General features: G+C 68.0%; 19 protein-coding genes and 1 tRNA gene. 12 read left to right on the top strand and 8 right to left on the bottom strand.

From position 1 onward, the window contains the following. Position 1: 1 nt before the first annotated feature. The 3 genes from FBZ90_RS22535 to FBZ90_RS22525 all read right to left on the bottom strand — a co-directional run bounded on the left by FBZ90_RS22535 (position 2) and on the right by FBZ90_RS22525 (position 3,975). Positions 2 to 976, bottom strand: coding sequence for a quinone oxidoreductase family protein (locus tag FBZ90_RS22535; RefSeq protein WP_145735247.1), 975 nt, complete (start codon positions 974 to 976; stop codon positions 2 to 4). Positions 977 to 1,100: 124 nt separating this feature from the next. Further along, positions 1,101 to 1,796: a dienelactone hydrolase family protein gene (locus FBZ90_RS22530; RefSeq protein ID WP_145735246.1), complete on the bottom strand. Its 696-nt coding sequence runs from the start codon at positions 1,794 to 1,796 to the stop codon at positions 1,101 to 1,103. Between the two features lie 118 nt (positions 1,797 to 1,914). Then, positions 1,915 to 3,975, bottom strand: a complete 2,061-nt coding sequence (locus FBZ90_RS22525; protein WP_145735245.1) for a thioredoxin domain-containing protein — start codon at positions 3,973 to 3,975, stop codon at positions 1,915 to 1,917. Positions 3,976 to 4,154: 179 nt separating this feature from the next. Between FBZ90_RS22525 and FBZ90_RS22520 the strand changes: the two genes are divergently transcribed. The 7 genes from FBZ90_RS22520 (at position 4,155) to FBZ90_RS22490 (ending at position 10,559) form a co-directional block, all read left to right on the top strand. After that, a complete protein-coding gene (locus tag FBZ90_RS22520) occupies positions 4,155 to 4,409 on the top strand; it encodes a DUF6489 family protein (protein WP_145735244.1) in 255 nt (84 codons plus the stop codon). After that, the gene (locus FBZ90_RS22515) at positions 4,406 to 4,780 is read left to right on the top strand and encodes a (2Fe-2S) ferredoxin domain-containing protein (RefSeq protein WP_145735243.1); all 375 of its coding nucleotides are present in this window, start codon (positions 4,406 to 4,408) and stop codon (positions 4,778 to 4,780) included. Before FBZ90_RS22520 ends, FBZ90_RS22515 begins: the two co-directional genes overlap by 4 nt. A gap of 10 nt (positions 4,781 to 4,790) precedes the next feature. Further along, a complete protein-coding gene (gene mnmE / locus FBZ90_RS22510; protein ID WP_145735242.1) occupies positions 4,791 to 6,131 on the top strand; it encodes a tRNA uridine-5-carboxymethylaminomethyl(34) synthesis GTPase MnmE in 1,341 nt (446 codons plus the stop codon). Positions 6,132 to 6,370: 239 nt separating this feature from the next. Continuing rightward, positions 6,371 to 8,272 carry a tRNA uridine-5-carboxymethylaminomethyl(34) synthesis enzyme MnmG gene (gene mnmG / locus FBZ90_RS22505; protein WP_145735241.1) on the top strand — a complete coding sequence of 634 codons (1,902 nt, stop codon included), beginning with the start codon at positions 6,371 to 6,373 and terminating at the stop codon, positions 8,270 to 8,272. Further along, a complete protein-coding gene (gene rsmG, locus FBZ90_RS22500) occupies positions 8,269 to 8,877 on the top strand; it encodes a 16S rRNA (guanine(527)-N(7))-methyltransferase RsmG (RefSeq protein ID WP_145735240.1) in 609 nt (202 codons plus the stop codon). The genes mnmG and rsmG overlap by 4 nt, the downstream gene beginning before the upstream one ends. After that, a complete protein-coding gene (locus FBZ90_RS22495; protein WP_145735239.1) occupies positions 8,867 to 9,685 on the top strand; it encodes a ParA family protein in 819 nt (272 codons plus the stop codon). Before rsmG ends, FBZ90_RS22495 begins: the two co-directional genes overlap by 11 nt. Next, positions 9,654 to 10,559, top strand: coding sequence for a ParB/RepB/Spo0J family partition protein (locus FBZ90_RS22490; protein ID WP_420872614.1), 906 nt, complete (start codon positions 9,654 to 9,656; stop codon positions 10,557 to 10,559). The genes FBZ90_RS22495 and FBZ90_RS22490 overlap by 32 nt, the downstream gene beginning before the upstream one ends. Before the next feature lie 79 nt (positions 10,560 to 10,638). On the opposite strand, the gene holA is transcribed toward FBZ90_RS22490, so the two are convergent. The 5 genes from holA to FBZ90_RS22465 form a co-directional block, all read right to left on the bottom strand. Continuing rightward, entirely contained in the window at positions 10,639 to 11,670 is a 1,032-nt protein-coding gene (holA, locus tag FBZ90_RS22485) for a DNA polymerase III subunit delta (protein WP_145735238.1), read from the bottom strand. A 73-nt stretch (positions 11,671 to 11,743) separates the two neighbouring features. Beyond that, positions 11,744 to 12,316 carry an LPS assembly lipoprotein LptE gene (gene lptE / locus FBZ90_RS22480; RefSeq protein ID WP_145735237.1) on the bottom strand — a complete coding sequence of 191 codons (573 nt, stop codon included), beginning with the start codon at positions 12,314 to 12,316 and terminating at the stop codon, positions 11,744 to 11,746. After that, on the bottom strand, positions 12,303 to 14,891 hold the full coding sequence (gene leuS / locus FBZ90_RS22475) for a leucine--tRNA ligase (protein ID WP_145735236.1): 2,589 nt from the start codon (positions 14,889 to 14,891) through the stop codon (positions 12,303 to 12,305). Before leuS ends, lptE begins: the two co-directional genes overlap by 14 nt. Positions 14,892 to 15,016: 125 nt before the next feature. Then, positions 15,017 to 15,559, bottom strand: a complete 543-nt coding sequence (locus tag FBZ90_RS22470; RefSeq protein ID WP_246130697.1) for a DUF3576 domain-containing protein — start codon at positions 15,557 to 15,559, stop codon at positions 15,017 to 15,019. 137 nt (positions 15,560 to 15,696) lie between these two features. Further along, positions 15,697 to 16,887 carry a porin gene (locus tag FBZ90_RS22465; RefSeq protein ID WP_145735235.1) on the bottom strand — a complete coding sequence of 397 codons (1,191 nt, stop codon included), beginning with the start codon at positions 16,885 to 16,887 and terminating at the stop codon, positions 15,697 to 15,699. Between the two features lie 188 nt (positions 16,888 to 17,075). Between FBZ90_RS22465 and FBZ90_RS22460 the strand changes: the two genes are divergently transcribed. The 5 genes from FBZ90_RS22460 to FBZ90_RS22440 all read left to right on the top strand — a co-directional run bounded on the left by FBZ90_RS22460 (position 17,076) and on the right by FBZ90_RS22440 (position 21,122). Next, positions 17,076 to 17,846 (top strand): YggS family pyridoxal phosphate-dependent enzyme, encoded by a 771-nt coding sequence (locus FBZ90_RS22460; protein WP_145735234.1) that lies wholly within the window; start codon positions 17,076 to 17,078, stop codon positions 17,844 to 17,846. 94 nt (positions 17,847 to 17,940) lie between these two features. Further along, a tRNA-Ser gene (locus FBZ90_RS22455) sits at positions 17,941 to 18,032 on the top strand. Between the two features lie 191 nt (positions 18,033 to 18,223). Then, positions 18,224 to 19,090: an aldo/keto reductase family oxidoreductase gene (locus FBZ90_RS22450; protein ID WP_145735233.1), complete on the top strand. Its 867-nt coding sequence runs from the start codon at positions 18,224 to 18,226 to the stop codon at positions 19,088 to 19,090. 77 nt (positions 19,091 to 19,167) lie between these two features. Beyond that, positions 19,168 to 20,442, top strand: coding sequence for a PQQ-dependent sugar dehydrogenase (locus FBZ90_RS22445; protein WP_145735232.1), 1,275 nt, complete (start codon positions 19,168 to 19,170; stop codon positions 20,440 to 20,442). Further along, complete coding sequence (locus FBZ90_RS22440; protein WP_145735231.1) at positions 20,439 to 21,122, top strand: phytanoyl-CoA dioxygenase family protein; 684 nt, start codon at positions 20,439 to 20,441, stop codon at positions 21,120 to 21,122. The genes FBZ90_RS22445 and FBZ90_RS22440 overlap by 4 nt, the downstream gene beginning before the upstream one ends. Positions 21,123 to 21,214 lie beyond the last annotated feature (92 nt).

The raw sequence follows: 21,214 nt of genomic DNA, 5'->3' as shown, positions 1-21,214 counted from the left end.
CCTACGGCAGCAGCACCGTGGAACCGGTGGTGCGGCGGGCCTCCAGGGCGATGTGGGCCTGGGCGGCGTCCTTCAGCGCGAAGGTCTGGCGCACGTCGATCTTCACCTTGCCGGATAGCACGGCGGCGAACAGGGCGTTGGCGCTGTCACGCAGTTCCTGGGTGGTGGCGACGTAGCCGCCCAGCGATGGCCGGGTCAGGAACAGCGACCCCTTGGTGTTCAGGATGCTGATATCCACGGCGCCCACGGGGCCCGAGGCGTTGCCAAAGCTGACCATGGTGCCCAGACGGCTGAGGCAGTCCAGGCTCTGGTAGAACGTGTCCTTGCCGATGCTGTCGTAGACGACGGGCACGCCCTGTCCGTTGGTGATTTCCTTGACCCGCTCCACGAAGTTTTCGCGGGTATAGACGATGGCGTGGTCGCAGCCATTGGCGCGGGCCAGTTCCGCCTTCTCGTCCGACCCCACGGTGCCGATGACGGTGGCGCCCAGCGCCTTTGCCCACTGGCAGGCGATCAGCCCCACCCCGCCGGCGGCGGCGTGCAACAGGATGGTCTGCCCCGGCTTCACCGGGAAGGTCCGGTGCAGCAGGTAATGCGCGGTGAGGCCCTGCAGCAGCATGGCGGCCCCGGTCTGGTCGTCGATGCCGTCGGGCAGGTGGATCAGGCGTTCGGCCGGATACAGCCGCGCCTCGGCATAACCGCCGGTGCCGCCAGTGCAATAGCCCACCCGGTCGCCAACCTTGAAGTAATAGACGTCGGGGCCCACCGCCTCCACCACGCCCGCCGCCTCCATGCCCGGGATCAAGGGCAGTGGATTCTTGTAGAGGCCGGTGCGGACATAGACGTCGATGTAGTTCAGCCCGACGGCTGTTTGGCGCAGGCGGACCTGACCGGGCCCCGGTTCCCCCACCGCCACCTCCTCCCACTTCATCACCTCCGGACCGCCGGTCTGGTGGATGCGGATGGCGTGGACCATGCTTGGCTCCTGATACGGGCGAGTGGACGAAGTTGAAACCAGCTCCATGAGGTGAAGCCCTCATGGAGCTGGAGGAGGCGGTGAGGATGACGAAGCCGGCGAATGCCGGCGCCTGAGGGGCGGCTTAAGACAGTGTCTCTTTCAGGAAGGTGGCGGTGCGCTGGTTGGCCAGGTCGGCGGCCGCGGCATCGTAATGCTCCCCACCCACGCGGGCGAAGGCGTGATCCTGGTCGGTGTATAGGTATTGGGTGATGAGGTGGTTGCCTTCGATGGCGGCGCTCACCTTCGCGCGCGTCTCATCGGAGGAGAACTTGTCCTTGCCGGCGGTGTGCAGCAGCAGCGGCTTGGTGATGGCGCTGATCTCCCCCAGCGCGCCGTCCAGCCCCACGCCGTAATAGCTGACGTTGGCGTCGGCATCGGAGCGCGTGGCCATCAGGAAGGCCAGCTTGCCGCCCAGGCAATAGCCCAGGGTGCCGACCTTGCGGCCGGTCGCCTCATGTTCGCGCAGGAAATTGACGCTGGCGATCAGATCCTCCACCCCGCTGGCCTCGCTGAAGCCGTTGTACAGCTGGAAGGCCCGCTGCCATTCGGCCTCGGTCTTGTCGGTCAGCTGCACGCCCGGCTCCTGCCGCCAGAACAGGTCGGGGCACAGCGCCGTATAGCCCAACGCCGCGTAATGGTCGCACAGGGCGCGCATGTTGGCGTTGACGCCGAATATCTCCTGGATCAGCACCAGGCCCGGGCCCTTGCCGCTGCTCGGGATGGCCAGATAGCCGTCGAAACTGCCACCGTCGGTGGCTTCGATCGTCACAGTGGTCATGCGCTACCCCTTTGATTTGGTTGCCAAGTGCCGTGGTTAAAAAACGGGTCGTTTCTTAATGGGCCTATAGTAGCGGTTGGCGCGGGGCCTGTCACCGTGATGGCCGTTCCCGTTCCCGTCATTGGCCGGAAGCGCTAGAGGCCAGCAGGGCGTCTAAGGCTTCCGGCGTGGTCACGGGCAGCGAGCAGCGCATGTCCTGGCAGACATAGGCGGTCGCCTTGCCGCCCAGCATGGCCTTGCCGGCTGCCGGATGCGGCTCCGGCAGGTTCTGTCCCGGCGGCAGGCGGCTGACCACCAGGGTCGGCCGCGACTGGTTGCGCAAGACGGCGTTGAAGGGCTCCACCTCATCCGCCTCGCCCACCAGCACGACCTGCACCCCGTTCAGCAGCGTTTCGGCCGTGTTGAGGAAGGTCGACAGCGGAAAGAAGTTGCGTCCCAGCTCACCGCTGAAGGCTGACATCAGCGTGTCCGCGCGGGCGCGGTAGCCGTCCTGCCCCGTCAGCATCCACAGGCGCGTGAGATTGCCCAACTGGGTGCCGTTGCCGGCGGGCACGGCGTTGTCGTGGGCGTGGCGCGGGCGGATCAGCAGGTCGCCCACGTCATCGGCCGTGGTGTAATAGCCGCCGTCGGCCTCATCCCAGAAATGGTGGTCCAGCGTTGCCGTCCAGCGCGCGGCCTGGTCCAGGAAGGCGACCTCGCCCGTGATCTCATGCAGCGTCAGGGCGGCCTTCCCCATGTTGGCGTAGTCTTCCAGCAAACCGGCATGACGGGCCCGGCCGCCCCGGCCGCTGTGGTACAGGCGATCCAACCCGTCCGCGCCACTATGGCCCAGGCTTGTTACAACATGGGTATAGGCGTCGATGGCGGCCTCGATCCACCCGGGTTGTTCGAAGACGAAGCCGGCGCGGGCCAGGGCCGCGATCATCAGGCCGTTCCAGTCGGCCAGCACCTTGTCGTCCCAGCCGGGGCGGATGCGCAGGGCCCGCGCCTTCAGCAGGCGGGCGCGGGCATGGGCCAGGCGGTTTTCCTCGGCACTGCCCGGCGCCAGGGGCGTGCGTCGGTTCAGGATGGTGTGGCCTTCCCAATTGCCCAGTTCGGTCACGTCATAGTGGACGCGGAACAGCTCGGCATCCTCGCCCAGCAGGCGGTCGACTTCCGCCTTGGTCCAGACGTAGAAGCGCCCCTCCTCTCCTTCGCTGTCGGCATCCAGGGTGGCGCCGAAGGCACCGCCCGGCACCTTCATTTCATTCAGCACCCAGCCCACGGTCTCCCGGACCCGGACCTCCAGCAGCGGGTCCCGGGTGCCCTGCCACACCTGGGTCATCAACGCCACCAGTTGGGCGTTGTCGTACAGCATCTTCTCGAAATGCGGGACCAGCCACTGTTCGTCCGTGGAATAGCGGGCGAAGCCACCGGCCAAGTGGTCGTAGATGCCGCCATTGGCCATATGGGTCAGGGTGGTGATGACGGCGTCGCGCAGGTCCGTGCGGCCGGTGCGCAGGTGGGCGCGCCACAGCAAGTCGAAGATGCTGGGCTGCGGAAACTTGGGCGCGCCGTTGATGCCGCCCAGGAAGGGGTCGACCTCCCGTACCAGGCGATCGGCCACCGCGTTCAGGGCGCCGATGGTCACCGCCTCCCCCGGGTTGCCCTGGGATAGGCGGGCCAGCGCGTCGCCCAGGGCCTTCACGTTGCGGCTGACCTTGCCGGGGTCCTGGGCGTAAGTTTCCGCCACGCCCTGCAGCACATCAGGGAAACCGGGCCGGCCATAGCGGCCGCTGGGCGGGAAATAGGTACCGCCCCAGAACGGCTCCCCCTTGGGCGTCAGGAACATGGTCAGGGGCCAGCCACCCTGCTGACCCAGCAAGGACAGCGCCTGCTGGTAGACCTGGTCCACGTCCGGCCGTTCCTCCCGGTCCACCTTGATGTTGACGAACAGGTCGTTCATCAGACTGGCGATGGCCTGATTCTCAAAGCTTTCATGGGCCATGACATGGCACCAATGGCAGGCGGCATAGCCCACGGACAACAGTATGGGCTTGCCCAGCGCCTGGGCCTCGGCGAACGCTTCCGGTCCCCAGGCGCGCCAATGAACCGGGTTGTCCTTGTGCTGCAGCAGGTAGGGGCTGGTTTCATGAACCAAAAGGTTCGCCGCCGCTTGTGTCGTATCCGATACCGCCATGGGGTTCACGCTCTTTGGACTGAATGATGAGGCCGTTGAAGGTTCCGTGCCGCTTTGACCCCACTGTAGCCTCCGCTACAGTGAAGGTCAGAAAAAAGAGACGGGGTTGCAGGGACCTAACCCTTGTTAGTGCCCCGGCCCATGGCTTTAGAGGTCAACCGAACAGGAAGGTTTCCCCCATGAAAATAACCGTCGACGTCGATTGCACCCCGGAAGAGGCACGTGCTTTCCTGGGGCTGCCGGATGTGAAGCCCATGCAGGACGCCCTGATGCGGCAGATGCAGGACCGCATCAGCGCCAACTTGGCGGCCATGGACCCGGACGCCTTGTTGAAAACCTGGCTGCCCGTGGGCATCCAAGGGTTCGAGCAGTTGCAGAAAATGATGTGGAACCAGATGACCTCCGCCATGGGCGGGGGCAAGGATACGAAGTGACCGATCCCGCACCCTATTTCGACCGACACGTCTTCTTTTGCACCAATGAGCGGGCGCCCGGCCATCCCCGCGGCTGCTGCAAGGAAAAAGGCTCAGAAGCCTTGCGCGACCATATGAAGGCCGCCGCCAAGGAGGCCGGCCTGGGCAAGAAGGTGCGGGTCAACGCCGCCGGCTGCCTGGACCGGTGTGAATTGGGGCCGACGCTGGTGATCTATCCGGAGGGCGTCTGGTACACCTGCGCCACCACCGGCGACGTCGATGAAATTGTGAAGACTCACCTGGTGGAGGGCGGCCGGGTGGAGCGCTTGATGCTATATCCGGATGAGAAAGTGCCGGCGCACCGCGCCCGCAAAGCCGCCGCCGCAGACTGACCCAACCCCCATGTCCCTCTACAGCACCGACACTATTTTCGCCCTGGCCTCCGCCCCCGGCCGGGGCGGTGTCCAGGTCATCCGCCTGTCCGGTCCCAAGGCCGGGGCCGCCCTCTCAGCCCTGATGGGGCGCTCCCTTCCCCCGCCGCGCCGGGCCACGCTGGCCCGGCTGAAGGACCAGGGGGGTGAGGTCTTCGACCAGGCGCTGGTGCTTTGGTTCCCGGCGCCGGACAGTTTCACCGGTGAGGACGTGGCGGAGCTGCACCTGCACGGGGGCCGCGCGGTCCTGGCGGCAGCCAGCGAGGCGCTGACGGCGCAGGGCCTGCGCGTGGCGGAGCCGGGTGAGTTCAGCCGGCGCGCCTTCGAGGCCGGCAAGCTGGACCTGACGGAGGCGGAGGCCATCGCCGATCTGGTGGACGCTGAGACGGCCGCCCAGCGGCGCCAGGCCTTGCGCCAGATGGACGGCGCCTTAGGGCAGTTGTACGAGGGCTGGCGTCACCGCCTGGTACGGGCCTTGGCCCATCTGGAGGCGGACATCGACTTCCCGGATGAGGACCTGCCCCATGGCTTGGCGCCGGCCGTGGTGCCAGTGCTGACCAGCCTGTACCAGGAAATCGGGGGCCATCTGGCGGATGGGCACCGGGGCGAGCGCCTGCGCGAGGGCTTTTCCATCGCCATCCTGGGCGCGCCCAATGCCGGCAAGTCCAGCCTGCTGAACGCCCTGGCCCGACGGGACGCGGCCATTGTCTCCGCCACCGCCGGCACGACGCGCGATGTGATCGAGGTGAACCTGGATCTAGGTGGTTTCCCGGTCATCCTGGCCGACACTGCCGGCTTGCGCGACGCCGCCGATGAGATTGAGCGGGAGGGCATCCGCCGGGCGCTGGCCCGGGCGGAGAAGGCCGACCTGAAGCTGCTGGTGCTGGATTGTTCCACGTGGAACATCGGGGATGGGGCGGAAGCCACCTTAGCCCTGGCTGACGGTGACGCGCTGGTGGTGCTGAACAAACGCGACCTGTGCACCTATGTGCCGTCCATGGTGGCGGGGCGTACCGCCATCGCCGTTTCCGCCGCCACGGGCGAAGGCCTAGCCGATCTGCTGGCGGCGCTGCAGCGTATCGTCGGCGACCGCCTGATGCCGGGCGCCGCCCCCTCCCTCACCCGCGCCCGGCATCGTCAAGCGCTGGAAGATTGCCGCGCCGCCTTGGCGCGGGCCTTGCGCGCCGACTTGCCGGAGCTGGCGGCCGAGGATGTTCGGCTTGCCGCGCGGGCCCTGGGCCGGATCACCGGACGGGTCGATGTGGAGGACTTGCTGGACGTCATCTTCCGGGACTTCTGCATCGGGAAGTGAGGCTATTCAGCGGCATGATGGTCCTGCCGTTGTAGGATGCGACCGCATCCGCCGGAGTTTTGCGGGAAGCGTCGGCGGACCGCAAAACGAGGAAGCCAAGCCTGCGGAGCAGGCGCCCGGCGCTTGGGGGTCGGGAAATGGATGTTTCACGTGAAACATCGGGTGTGCCTCACGGATTCATGGCCGTTATCCCTTGGCGCCCTTTGACTCATCCGGCCCCCACCCCTAAAGTCCGCGCCATGCAAACCTATGACGTCATTGTGGTTGGCGCCGGCCATGCTGGCTGCGAAGCCGCCGCCGCCGCCGCGCGGCTGGGCGCCCGCACCGCCCTGTACACCCACCGTCTCGACACGGTGGGGGAGATGAGCTGCAACCCGGCCATCGGCGGCCTGGGCAAGGGCCACCTTGTCCGTGAGATCGACGCCATGGACGGGGTCATGGGCCGGGTGACCGACCGTGCCGGCATCCAGTTCCGCGTGCTGAACAAATCCAAGGGCCCTGCCGTCCGCGGTCCGCGGGCCCAGGCGGACCGCAAGCTGTACCGCCAAGCTATGCAGGCTACCCTGGCGGAGCAGGAGAACCTGACCCTGGTGGCCGCCGCCGTCGAGGATCTGGTGATCGACGCCCAGGGCCGGGTGGCCGGTATCGTCACCGCCGCCGGTGAGACGGTCATGGCCGGGGCCGTGGTGCTGACCACCGGTACCTTCCTGCGGGGCCTGATCCACATCGGTGAGGAGAAGATCCCCGCCGGCCGTGTGGGGGAGGCGCCGGCCCTGGGCCTGTCCGAGACGCTGATGCGCGTGGGCTTCCCTTTGGGTCGTCTGAAGACCGGCACCCCGCCGCGCCTGGATGGTCGCACCATCGATTGGGCCAGCTTGGAGATGCAGCCGGGCGACGATCCGCCGCCGCCCTTCTCCTACCTTACGGATCGGATCACCACGCCGCAGGTGCCCTGCCACATCACGTGGACCAGTGCGCGGGTGCATGAGGTCATTCGCGCCAACCTGCACCGCGCGCCCATGTATTCCGGGCAGATCGAGGGCATTGGCCCGCGCTACTGCCCGTCGGTGGAGGACAAGATCGTCCGCTTCGCCGACAAGGAGAGGCACCAGATCTTCCTGGAGCCGGAGGGCCTGGACGACGACACCGTCTATCCCAACGGCATCTCCACCTCCCTGCCCCGTGACGTGCAGCTGGAGATCCTGAAGGCCATCCCCGGGCTGGAGCATGTCACCATGCTGCGGCCGGGCTATGCCATCGAATACGATTACGTCGACCCGCGCGAACTCGGGCCCACGCTGGAGACTCGCCGCCTGCCCCGCCTGTTCCTGGCCGGCCAGATCAACGGCACCACAGGGTATGAGGAGGCGGCGGCCCAGGGTTTGGTGGCTGGTCTGAACGCGGCCCTGGTCGTGTCCGGTTCCGCGCCTTTCGTGTTGGACCGCGCCGAATCCTACATCGGCGTGATGATCGACGACCTGATCACCCGGGGCACGTCGGAACCCTACCGCATGTTCACCAGCCGGGCGGAATACCGTCTGTTGCTGCGGGCCGACAATGCCGACCAGCGCCTGACCCCCCGTGGGCTTTCCCTGGGCTGTGTGGGTGAGGTGCGCGCAGCCGCCTTCGGCGCCAAGCTGGTCGCCCTGGACCACGCGCGCCAGTTGGCCGGCACCCTGTCGGCCACGCCCAATGAGCTGGCCAAGCATGGCCTGACCATCAACCAGGACGGCGTGCGCCGCAGCGTCGCCGACCTGCTGCGTTACCCCGACATCGACCTGGCCCGCCTGGGCGCCATTTGGCCGGAGCTGAACGGCTTCACGCCGGAGATCGCGGAGCAGGTGGAAATCGACGGGCGCTATGCCGGCTATCTCGATCGGCAGGAGGCGGATATCCGCGCCTTCCGCCGGGATGAGGCCTTGGCCCTGCCCGTGGACCTGGACGTGGATGCCATCGCCTCCCTATCCGCCGAAATCCGCACCAAGCTGCGCCAGGTACGCCCCGCCACCCTGGGGGCCGCCGCGCGTATTCCGGGCATGACGCCGGCGGCGCTGACCGCCTTGCTGCGGCATGTCAAAAAGCGCCCTGCCCGCCCGGCCCCTGGGCCCGCCCATACCGACGACACCACGAGTGCCGCATGACCCCTGCCGATTTCGCCGCCCGGTTCGCTGTTTCACGTGAAACACTGGACCGGCTTACCGTCTATGCCCAGCTGCTGGCCAAGTGGAATCCCGCCATCAACCTGGTGGCCAAGTCCACCGTGGCCGATGTCTGGGAACGCCATATGGCGGACAGCGCCCAGCTGTACGCCCTGCTGCCGCCTGGCACACATACACAGGTGGACATGGGCAGCGGCGCTGGGTTTCCCGGCCTGGTCATGGCCATCCTGGGCGTGCCCGACGTTCACCTGATCGAAAGCGATACGCGCAAGGCCACCTTCCTGCGGGAGGTGGCGCGGGCCACCGGGACCCAGGTCACGGTACACGCCCAGCGTATCGAACAAGCGCCGGAGATCGTGGCCGACGTGGTGACCGCCCGCGCCCTGGCCGCCCTGCCCGAACTGCTGGACTGGGGCTATCGTTTCCTGAAACCGGGGGGGCAGTGCCTGTTCCTGAAGGGCAGGACCGCCGCCGAGGAATTGACCCTCGCCGCCCAATCCTGGACAATGACCGTCTCCCAAGTCCCCAGCATCACGGACCCATCGGGGACCATCCTTATTCTTGGTGAGATCGCCCGTGCCCGCTGACGCCCCCACCCCCGCGCCGAAGCGAGCGCGCATCCTCGCCCTTGCCAACCAGAAGGGCGGCGTGGGCAAGACCACGACCACCATCAACCTGGGTACCGCCCTGGCGGCCACCGGCAAGCGCGTGCTGATCGTGGACAACGATCCGCAGGGCAACGCCTCTACCGGCCTGGGCATCGGCCGGACGGAACGCGGCGTCGGCACCTATGAGTTGCTGTTCGGCGAGACGACGGTGGCGGCCGCGGTGCGCGGCACCAGCATTCCCAAGCTGTTCGTGGTCACCGCCTCCGCCGACCTGTCGGGCGCCGAGCTGGAATTGGTGGAGCTGGAGCGGCGCGAGTTTCGCCTGCGCGACGCCCTGTCCAGCGCCGGCGCCGATTACGACTATATCTTGATCGACTGCCCCCCAGCCCTGGGGTTGCTGACCCTGAATGCTCTGGCGGCGGCCGATTCGGTGCTCGTGCCGCTGCAATGCGAGTTTTACGCCCTGGAGGGCCTGTCGCAGCTGATCCGCACCATCGAACGGGTGAAGCGCACCTTCAACCCTAGCCTGGAAATCCAGGGCGTGGTGCTGACCATGTTCGACCGGCGCAACAACCTGTCTGACATGGTGGCCGCCGACGTGCGCGGCTTCTTCGGCGAAAAAGTCTATGAGACGGTCATCCCCCGCAATGTCCGTGTCTCCGAGGCGCCCAGCCACGGCAAGCCGGTGCTGCTCTACGATCTGAAGTCGGCGGGCGCCCAGGCCTATATTCATTTGGCGGGAGAGGTTTTGAAGCGTGAGCGTAACCGGCAGTCAGTCCATGGATGAGATGAAGAAGCGCAGCAACCTGGGGCGCGGCCTGTCCGCGCTGTTTGCCGAGGTGGCGGACGAGCAGGAGCCGGTGGAAAAGGGCCGTCCGCCCCGGACGCTGCCCATTGAGCTGCTGCATCCCGGCCGCTATCAGCCCCGCCGCCACTTTGACGAGGAGGCCATCCGCAGCCTGGTGGACAGCATCCGCGAACGCGGCGTGCTGCAGCCCATCCTGGTGCGCAAGCTGGAGGATGGCGGCGTCGGTGGCAGCGCCCGCTACGAGATCATCGCGGGTGAGCGCCGCTGGCGCGCCGCCCAGCTGGCCGGTTTGCACGAGGTGCCGGTGGTGGTGCGGTCGCTGACCGACCGCGAGGCCTTGGAAATCGCGCTGGTCGAGAACATCCAGCGCCAGGACCTGACGCCCCTGGAAGAGGCCGAGGGCTTCCAGCGCCTGATGGATGAGTTCAACCACACGCAAGAGGATCTGGCCCGCGCCGTGGGCAAGAGCCGCAGCCATGTCGCCAACATGCTGCGCCTGCTGGCCCTGCCCGACGCCGTGAAGGCGCTGGTGCAAGATGGCAGCCTGACCATGGGCCACGCCCGCGCCCTGCTGACCGCCGCTGATCCCCTCGCCTTGGCGCGTGAGGTGGTGAAGCGCGGCCTGAACGTCCGCCAGACGGAACAGTTGGTGAAGGACGCCGCCAATCCGGCCGCCCGTCCCGCCCCCGCCCCCAAGACCGCCGACACCCTGGCGCTGGAGAAGGAGCTGGCGGCCGAGCTGGGCCTGAAAGTGGCGCTGAAGGCCAAGGGCCAGGCCGGCAGCCTGACCGTGCATTACGCCAACCTGGACCAGTTGGACGGGTTGCTGGCGCGGCTGAAGCAGCGCTTCTGAACTTCGGGCATGTATAGCTCATAAAAAAAGCGCCATCAGTGCCATCACTGACGGCGCTTTTTTTATCGGGGGACGGGCTTTACGCGCCCGACCGTCTGGCCAGCTGCGCCACTTGGAAAAACGCGCGGGCGCACAGGGTCTCATCCGGCATGTTGGTGCGTTTGCAGTCGGCTTCCGCGTCCATCAGGCGGTCCAGGGCCAGGGCCAGGTTCGGTAGGGTCCAGCGCCGCACCTGGTTGGTGATTTGGTTTTCCATCTTGAAGAACACCGGCGGCCGCAGAGCCTTCACCGCCTGCTGCGCTGTTTGCCCCCGGGTGGTGTGGTAGACGGCCATTTGCAGACGCTGGAAATGGCGTTGGGCGGACCGCAGGATGGGGACAGGGCTGGTCCCCTCCCCGAACAAACGGCCCAACGCCCGGTCGATGCTGGCGATGTCGCCATCGGCGGCGGCCAGGGCCGGCTCATCCATGTCCAGGGCGGCGCTGTCGCCGATGACGGTGCGCACATCCTCCAGCGTCACGCGGCTGGCCCCCATCATGTAGATGGCCAGCTTGTCCACCTCGCCGCGCGCCACGGCGCGGTCGCCCACCAAATTGGCGGCCAGCCAGTCGCGGGCGTCGGTGTCGATGGTCAGCTTGTGCTCCCCCAGGATGCGGGCGATGGTCACCGCCAGCTCCCCCTCCTCCTCCACATAGCAGGCGATGGCGGCGGCCTTGTCGTCCGACTCGAACAGGGCGCGCAGCTTGGACGATTTCCCCAGGTCGCCCGCTTCCACCACCGCCAGGGTGTCGCCGCTGGGCGGCTGCTTCAGCAGGGCCTGGAAGGCGACAGTGACCGACTCGTCGGCGTCACGCACCCGCACCAGCCGGCGGCCGCCGGTCAGGGCCATGGCCGCCATCTCGTCATTCAGGCGGGCGCCGTCGCCGCTGATCTGGTCGGCCTTCAGGTCGCTGACACGGAAGGGGTCGTTCAGGTCGGCGACCACCGCGCGGGCCAGCGTCTTGGCGCGCTCCCGCACCAGGCCGGTGTCGGGGCCATAGACCAGGACGGCGACGATGCCGGCGGCGGGGCTTTTGCAGAAGCCATCGGCGTTGCGCGGCTGGACCTTCACGGGCGCCTCCCGGGAGTGAAAAGGGCCGCCCCGGTCGGTGGCGGCCCATCAACACGAAACAACGCCAAGAACCTTACTTGTCCTTGGCTGATTGGACCACCGATCCACGGTCGAAATACAGCGACAGGCGCGTGGTGATCTCCTCCGCCAATTCGGTCAGGGCGCGATCATAGGCGTCCTGCTCGGTGACCATGGTGGAGTATTGCGCCTCTGAGATGTCGTAGCTGACGATGGACCGGCTGGAGGTGCGGTACAGCGTTTTGCCCGTCTTGTTGTCGATCAGTTGGTAATCGGCCATGACGTGCAAGCGGGCGCGGGTGGCGGTGGCGTCGCGCTGGATACCCAGGTCTTCCTTGTAGGAATTCATGCGCACGTTCAGACGGTAATCCGGCTTCACCGGCCGACCGTCATCCTGGTAGAAGCGGTCGATCAGGTTGTTGCGCAGCATCTGGCCGATACGGTCGGGGATGATGTCGATGGATACCGACGCCATTTGCGACCGCGTCGACGGCTTGCCCGACAGGCTGTGGTCCCCGTAGACGGTGTGGAAGCCGCAGGCGGACAGCGCCAGGGGCGCCGCCGCCAGTATCACTCCCACCACCGCCTTGCGGATCACGGCCTTGAAGCCGGGGTCAGACGACAACATTGATCACCCGGTTGGGTACGACGATGACCTTGCGCACGGGCTTTCCCTCCAGGGCGCGCTGCACGTTGGGCTCCGCCAGGGCCAGCGCCTCGGCCTCTTCCTTGGCGATGTCCTTGGGCAGGTGCAGGGTGGCGCGCAGCTTGCCATTGACCTGCACCGCCACGGTGGCGGTGTCCTCGGTCGCCAGAGCTTCATCCGCCACCGGCCAGACCGAGTCGACCAGCAGGGTGTCATGACCCAGCACGGACCACAACTCCTCAGCCAGGTGCGGCATCATCGGGCCGATCAGGCGCACCAGCACCTCCAACCCCTCGCGCAGCACGGCGGCGTCACCGGCATCAGCACCGGCCTTGCCGTCCAGCTTCTCCAAGGCGTTGGACAACTCGCGGATGCGGGCCACCGCCTTGTTGAAGCGGAAACGCTCCAGGTCCTCGCCGATGGCGGCCACGGTCTTGTGCACCATGCGGCGCGCATCGGTGGCCAGCGGCGACAGTTCGGCCGGGATGGACGTGCCGGCGGGCGGCAGGGTGACGGACGGCTCCGTCACCAGGCGCCACAGGCGGTTGATGAAGCGCCAGGCGCCGTCGATGCCGGCCTCGGTCCATTCCAGGTCGCGGTCCGGCGGGCTGTCGGACAGCATGAACAGGCGGGCGGCGTCGGCACCGTAGGTGTCGATGATGTGCGCCGGGTCCACCACGTTCTTCTTGGACTTCGACATCTTGATGATGGGACCGACGGTCACCGGGCCGCCGCCCTCGCGCTGCACCGACTTGCCGTCCACCACGTCCACGTCCGACGGCAGCAGCCACTTGCCCTCGGCGTCCTGGTAGGTCGCGTGGGTCACCATGCCCTGGGTGAACAGTCCCTCGAACGGTTCCTTCAGGTCGGTGTAGCCGACATGGGACAGGGCGCGTGTCCAGAAGCGCGCGTACAGCAGGTGCAGCACCGCGTGCTCGATGCCACCGATGTACTGGTCGACCGGCAGCCAGTAGGCCGCCTCCTCCCGGTTGAAAGCCTGGCCTTCGACGCGCGGGCTGGCGAAACGCAGGAAATACCAGCTCGACTCGATGAAGGTGTCGAAGGTGTCGGTCTCGCGCACCGCCGCCGTGCCGCAGGTGGGGCAGGCCACATGCTTCCATGTCGGGTGGCGGTCCAGCGGGTTGCCCGGCTGGTCGAAGGTCACATCATCCGGCAGCGTCACCGGCAGCTGGTCCTCCGGCACGTGCACCAGCCCGCAGCTGGGGCAATGGATGACCGGGATGGGGCAGCCCCAATAGCGCTGGCGCGACACGCCCCAGTCGCGCAGGCGGAAGATGGTGGTGCGCTGGCCACGGCCCATGGCCTCGATGCGCTCACCGGCCGCCTGCTTGGCGGCCTCCACGTCCATGCCGTCCAGGAACTGGGAATTGCGCAGCAGGCCCGGGCCGGTATAGGCCTCCGTGCCCACGTCGAACGTCGCCGGGTCCTCACCCTCCGGCACCACCACGGGGGTGACCTTCAGGCCGTACTTGCGGGCGAAGTCCAGGTCGCGCTGGTCGTGCGCCGGGCAGCCGAAGATGGCGCCGGTGCCGTATTCCATCAGCACGAAGTTGGCGATGTACACCGGCAGCGTCCAGCCGGGCACGAAGGGATGCTCGGCGGTGATGCCGGTGTCGAAGCCCTTCTTCTCCGCCGTCTCGATGGCCTCTTCCGAGGTGCCGACGCGGTTGCAGTCGGCGATGAACTCGGCCACGGCCGGGTTCTTCTCCGCCAGCGCCAAGGCGATGGGGTGGTTAGGGGAGATGCCGACGAAGCTGGCGCCGAACAGGGTGTCTGGCCGGGTGGTGAACACCTCGACTTCAGGCTCCGTCGAAATACCCTCGGGTGCCGTCAGCTGGAAACGGAAGCGCAGGCCGGTGGACTTGCCGATCCAGTTCTCCTGCATGATCCGCACTTTTTCCGGCCAGCGGTCCAGCGTGGCCAGGGCCGACAGCAGATCGTCGGCGAAGTGGGTGATCTTCAGGAACCATTGCGACAGCTTGCGCTTTTCCACCAGCGCGCCGGTGCGCCAGCCGCGGCCGTCCACCACCTGCTCGTTGGCCAGCACGGTGTTGTCGACGGGGTCCCAGTTGACCCAGCTTTCCTTGCGATAGGCCAGGCCGGCCTTCAGGAAATCCAGGAACATCTTCTGCTCGTGCCGGTAATATTCCGGACGGCAAGTGGCGATCTCGCGGTTCCAGTCGATGGCCAGGCCCATGGACTGCAACTGGCCCCGCATCGTGGCGATGTTCTCGTACGTCCACTTGCCGGGGTGGACCTTGCGCTCCAGCGCGGCGTTTTCCGCCGGCAGGCCGAAGGCATCCCAGCCCATGGGATGCAGGACGTTGAAGCCCTTGGCCCGCTTGTAGCGGGCGATCACGTCGCCGATGGTGTAATTGCGGACGTGGCCCATGTGGATGCGCCCCGAGGGATAGGGGAACATCTCCAGGACGAAATACTTCGGCCGGGCAGGGTCCGCGGAAACGGCGAAGCTGTTCCGGTCGGCCCAGGCCGACTGCCACTTCGCCTCGTTTTCCCTGACATTGTACCGGGACATGGAAAAACCGCCTTCTCTCGGGTGTCGCGCCGGCCATCAGCCCGGAAGGGCCGGGGCGTCACCCCCTCCCGGCGGGCGCCGGGGCGTTGCGAGAGGAGACAGTCGCCCGCCGGCGATGGATCAGCTTACTTCGGGGGGGCCTGCTGGATGCGCAGCTGACGCGCCCGGGTGAGGACGGTGTCCTCAAGCTGGCTGTTGGTTTCGGCGGCCACGGTGGCGTCGCGCCACTGGCCACCCTGGTCGACCTGGCGGAACACGGTCACGCGCACGCCATCGGCGCGCAGCGTGCTGTCCAGGACGTACAGGTTGATCTTGAACCGCTCGCCCGGGGTGCTGGGCGGGCTGTACCAGTCGGTGATGATCACGCCGGTGTAGGGGTCGGCCGAAATCAGCGGCAGGAAGCCGATGGTGTCCAGCGACGCGCGCCACAGGAAGGCGTTGACCGTCGGGCCCACCGCCTGCACGGCGGTGTTGGACGTGCCGACCGGGCCAGAGGTGTTCTGGCGCATCAGGATCGAGACGGGCTTGGGGGCGGCCTTCGCGTCGTCGTCATCGCCCCAGCCCAGCCAGGAGCAAGCGGACGTGGAAAGCAGAAGTCCGGCAACCAGGAGGGAGCGGCCAATGAAAAAAGCGGAGCGCGACGGCATGTGATTGTCACCCAGGGTCACGAGAACGGTTCCTTAGATCAAAAAAGCCGCTGGGACGCAAGGCCGGCCAAGCGGCCGTGACGAAGCGTAACGTTGGCGCAGGGTGGGGCGCGGGGGATGGTGCGCGCGGATGGGGACGGGCGGCGGTGGACGGAAACCTAGAAACGGAATTCTACCACGGCGGTGGCCACGTTACCTGTCGGGTGCGGACTGGACTGTCCCGCCATCGCGGCCGGGTTGCCGCTCTCCAGATCCGCAGCCCAGTGGATCAGGTCCAGACCCAGGGTGGTGTCTCCCCTCACCTTCCACGACAAACCCAGGCCATAGGCCTGGTAGGTCGTCCAATTCTCCGTCTCGCTGCCGTGCCAGAACAGGGTCAGGCCATAGGGGCCGTTCTCGTAGGTGCCCTGCACAGTGGCGCCCCGGGTGTCGCCGGGGGAGGGGGCGGTACGGTTGCGCAGCAGGCCGCTGTCGCCATCGTCGAACAGCACCGTGCCCACCGTGAAGCCGCCATAGGTCAGGCCGCCGGCCAGCGTGACGGTGGAGGTGTCGCGCAGCCAGCCGTGGGCGGCGTCGGCATGGTTGTAGGCGGCGCCCAGCTCATACTGCAGGGGGCCCCAGTCGCCCCGATAGTTCACGGCCCCCTCCCAGAAGTTGGTCTCGGCTGGGATGGTGCTGGCGGCCACGATGTCCTGGCCGAAGGCCCGGCGCTCCGGGGCGTAGGAAAGGCCGGCCTTCAGGCCGAACAGGCGGGGCGTCTCATAATCCACCTTGGTGGCGTCGTCGCTGTCGCGGGCGGCATAGGCGCGGCCCAGCGCCGTACCTGGGGGCCGCACGCGTCCGCTCTGCGTCCAGAAGCCGTCCATCTCCCCGCCCACCAGCAGAGGCAGCAGGTCGGTCGCCCGCTCCGACGCCCCCCAGCTCTGGCCCAGGCGGACCTTGCCCCAGCCGCCGGCGGCGTAGACATAGGCCTGGTCGATGCCGATCCCCTGCCGGTCGGCGTTGCCCGGCCGGTCGGTGCTGCGCCCGGTGTTGCCTGAGCCGACGCGCAGCAGCGCGCCGTAGGTCACGCCGCTGTCCGTTACCGTCTCTAGGCTGCCGGTGACGGCATAGGCGCCGACCGCGTCCCAATGGGCGTCCCCCGCCGCTGGCCGATCGGTACCGACCACCCCGCCCTGGGCCACGCCCGACAGGTGATAGTCGACCTGGGCGCGGGCCGCGTGCAGGGGGGCCAGCACGGCGATGGCGGCGCAAAGGGAGGCGGCGCACAGGGGGGCGGCGCACAGGGGGGCGGCGCACAGGGGAAGGCGCAGGACGGCGGGGATGGGGCGGGTCCTGAAGCGGGTCATGGGCTCTTCCGTGTCCGGGAAATGCGGCGGAACAAGTGATATAGGCGGCGGATGCCGATACGCGAGCCTTGCCTTGGGCGGCGTGGCGCAGGAAAGTTGCCCCCGTGCCCGGCGCCCATTGGCCTGGAGCACGCTTTACCGTCGATCCTGTCGGCACACAACCGCCCATACACAACCTTGGCACCGCCATGACCCGCGCCAGCAAGCCCCCCGCCCCGCCCGCCCCGCCTGCGGATGCCGATGTCGCCACCCGCCTGGCCACCGTGCGCGGCGTCATCGATGCCGCCGCCCATGCCGTCGGCCGCGATCCGGCCGGCGTCAGCCTGGTGGCCGTGTCCAAGGTCCAGCCGGTGGAGAAGATCCGCGCGGCGCTCGAGGCCGGGCAGCGGGTGTTCGGTGAGAACCGGGTGCAGGAGGCCAAGGCCAAGTGGCCGGAGCTGAAGGCGCGGTATCCCGATGTCGAGCTGCACCTGATCGGCCCCCTGCAGACCAACAAGGTCAAGGACGCCGTGGCCCTGTTCGATGTCATCCAGACGGTGGACCGCGAGCGCCTGGCCGAGGCGCTGGCCGCCGAAGGCAAGCGCCAGGGCCGCCTGCCCCGCCTGCTGGTGGAGGTGAACACGGGCGAGGAAGCGCAGAAGGCCGGCATCGCCCCCGCCGACGTGCCCGCCTTTCTGGCCGCTTGCCGCGACAGTCACGGGTTGGAGATCGCCGGCCTGATGGCCATCCCCCCGGCGGAGGAGGAACCCGCCATGCACTTCGCCTTGTTGGCCGACCTGGCGCGCAAGGCGGGTTTGGCCGAGGTGTCCATGGGCATGAGCGGCGATTACGACCTGGCGGTGCGCATGGGCGCCACCCAGGTTCGCGTCGGCACCGCCCTGTTTGGCGAGCGGCTTAAACCCGCCACCGAAGCCGCCCCCGAACCTATCCATGAGGGCGCGGAGGCGGGCGAAGGCTAAGGTTTCCGCGGAAAATTCAGCCGGGAACGGGGCACCCAAAAAAGGCGCTTGCCGTGGGTGCCATGTCTCTATATGGTCCCGCCCCATTCCGGACGGAGGGGTGGCCGAGTGGTTGAAGGCGCTCGCCTGGAAAGCGGGTATACGGCCAAAACCGTATCGTGGGTTCGAATCCCATCCCCTCCGCCACTTTCCCATAAAATACAGCGCTAACCACGCGACCCCCACGGAGGCGTGCGCGACGTCGCCTATTCGCGTTCGCGCCTATCCGGCGCCCACTGTTCGATTTGCCGAACAACCCATTTCGATTGGGCTGGATTATCGCGCACGTCATCGGCGCCTACTTCTACGGCATCTTCCAGAACAGGGGATGCCCCACCATGAACAGCACTTATACCCTTGGACACCGCGCCGTGAATCGGCTGGGCTATGGCGCCATGCAGTTGGCCGGGCCCGGCGTGTTCGGTCCGCCCAGGGACCGCGACGCGGCGCTGGCCGTGCTGCGCGCCGCCGTCGAGTCCGGCGTCAACCACATCGACACCAGTGACTTCTACGGGCCCCATGTCACCAACCAACTGATCCGCGAGGCGCTGCACCCCTATGCCGACGATCTGGTCATCGTCACCAAGGTCGGCGCCGTGCGGGGAAGCGACGGCTCGTGGAACCCGGCCTTCTCGCGGGACCAGCTGACCCAGGCGGTGCAGGACAACCTGCGCAACCTGGGCCTGGATGTGCTGGAGGTGGTCAATCTGCGCGCCATGTTCGACGTGCATGGGCCGGCCGAGGGCTCGATCGAGGCGCCCCTGACCGTGCTGGCCGACCTGCAACGCCGGGGCCTGATCCGCCATATCGGCGTCAGCAACGTGACCGCGGCCCAGATCGCGGAGGCCCGGCGCATCTGCCGCGTGGCCTGTGTGCAGAACCACTACAACCTGGTTCATCGCGCCGATGACGCCCTGATTGACGATCTGGCCCGCGACGGCACCGCCTATGTGCCGTTCTTCCCGCTGGGCGGTTTCACCCCCTTGCAGTCCACCGCCCTGTCCGATGTCGCGGCGCGGTTGGGGGCCACGCCGATGCAGGTGGCATTGGCCTGGCTGCTGCGCCGGTCGCCCAACATCCTGCTGATCCCCGGCACCTCCTCCGTCGCGCACCTGCGGGAGAACCTGGCGGCGGCCGAGCTGCAGCTGACGGATGAGGTGATGGCCGAGCTGGACGTCCTGACGGAGGCGCCCGCCGCCCATTGAGGAAGCGAAGGAAGCGGCTGGCCGGGCGCCGTCCCCGCGCTATGTTGGTGCGGAAGCCATCGGCATGGGAGGGGGCGATGCCCGCCAGACATATCCGCGACGGTCGCAAGGTCCTGGGCGCCGGCCTGCTGGCCCTGCTGGCGGCGGCCACGCCCGCGGACGCCCGGGTCCATGTCGGCTACACCACCCAGGGGACGTGCGACGGCTATCCGGCGGTGAACCTGGCGACGGCGCCAGGGCTGTGCGTCGGTCTGGTCGCCAGTCAACTGGGGTTTGTCCGGGGCTTGGCGGTCCTGGGGTCCGACCTCTATGTCGTGGATCTGGGGGGCGGCTGGCGTCACAACCACGGCCGGCTGCTGCGCCTGAGGAATTTGGGCAAGGCGCCGCCGGAGGTGTTGCTGACCGGCCTGGATGAGCCCCACGCCTTGGCGCCGGCGCCGGACGGGCGCCTGTACATGAGCGTGCTGGGGCGCATCGTCTCGCTCGACCCCAACGCCGCCGACGTGGCCGCCAGCCTGCGCGACGTGGTTGTCGGCCTGCCCAAGACCGGGCTGCACCCGCTGCCGGCCCTGGCGGTGGCACCGGACGGGTCGCTGTTCGTCAATGTCGGCTCCGCCACCGACCATTGCGAAAGCCCGGGTGGCAAGAAAGGCCAGGACACCCCGCCCGACGCCGGTGTGGCCTGCCCGGAAACGGTGGGCGCCGTGCCCCGAGGCGTCATCCTGCATGTGACGCCCGGTGCCGCCCCCGTGGACATCACGGGCGTGCGGCCCTATGCCCGTGGCTTGCGCAACGCTGTGGCGCTGGCGGTCTTGCCCGGCGACCAGGTGATCACCGCCACCAACGCCCGCGACAACATCTCCGACGCCGACCCGGCTTTGGATGACGAGGCGGTGCCGCACGACCTCTATCTGGTGGTGAAGGAGGGGGCGGATTACGGATGGCCCTATTGCTATGACGATGGCGTGCCCAGCCCGGAATACCGCAGCCATTACACGGTGGCCGACTGCAAGGCCAAGCAGGCGCCCACCCTGTTGCTGCCGCCGCACGCCGCCCCGCTGGGCCTGCTGCCCTATGCCGAGGGGCCGCTGCCCGGCCTGGCCGGCACCCTGCTGATCACCCTGCATGGCTATCGCGACACGGGCCACCGCGTCGTGGCCCTGCCGATCGACGCGCGCGGCCATCCCACCGGCGCGATCCGGGACATCATTTCGGGCTGGGAGGCCGTGACCGGCGACCACCCCCAGGGCACGCCCGTATCCCTGGCCCGCCTGCCCGATGGCAGCGTGCTGGTGACGGAGGACCATAACGGCACGCTGTTGCGGCTGGCCAAGGGGGCCAGGGCGCCATGACCACCTTCGCCCGCGATGGCGCCGAGCGCCACCCCGGCGTGCTGTCGCCGGTCGACCTGGCGCGGCTGACCCAGGTGCTGTCCGACGTTCCCCCGGTCCGTGCGGGCGCGCGCCTGCACGGCATCGCCGGACTGGGCGCCTTCCTGAACGCCGATGGCCCCGTGGGTCGCCTTGCCATCTCCGCCTTGGGGGCCGTCCCCGCCCTGGGGTTGGATGCCCGGCCGGTACGCGCCATCCTGTTCGACAAGACGGCCGGCAGCAATTGGGCCCTGGGTTGGCACCAGGACCGGACCATCGCCGTGGCGGCACGGGCGGAGGTGCCGGGCTATGGCCCCTGGAGTGTCAAGGACGGCTTGGCTCATGGGACGCCGCCGGCGGATCTGCTTGCCGGCATGGTCACCCTGCGCGTCCATCTTGACCCGGTGGATGTCGATAACGCCCCGTTGCTGGTGGCGCCCGGATCCCACCGCCTGGGCCGGGTGGCCGAGGGCGAGATCGCAGACACGGTGCGCCGCTGCGGCCAGGTGGCGTGCCTGGCGGAGGCCGGCGATGTCTGGCTCTACGCCACCCTCATCCTGCACGCCTCCGCCGCCGCCACCCGCCCCCGGCGCCGGCGGGTGCTGCAGGTCGACTACGCCATCGGCGACCTGCCGGGCGGGCTGCGCTGGCTGGGGGTTTAGCAGGATGCGGAAAAACCCTTTCGTCTGAGTTCCTGTCGTGATTCGCTTCCTCATGACGATGAGGAGGATGGGATGCGTGGCGGAGACATTCG

This window comes from Nitrospirillum pindoramense (assembly GCF_007827955.1).
GTDB classification, from domain to species: domain Bacteria; phylum Pseudomonadota; class Alphaproteobacteria; order Azospirillales; family Azospirillaceae; genus Nitrospirillum; species Nitrospirillum amazonense_B.
The sequence above is the reverse complement of the archived record's forward strand: the minus strand, read 5'-3'. Positions and strand labels throughout refer to the sequence as shown.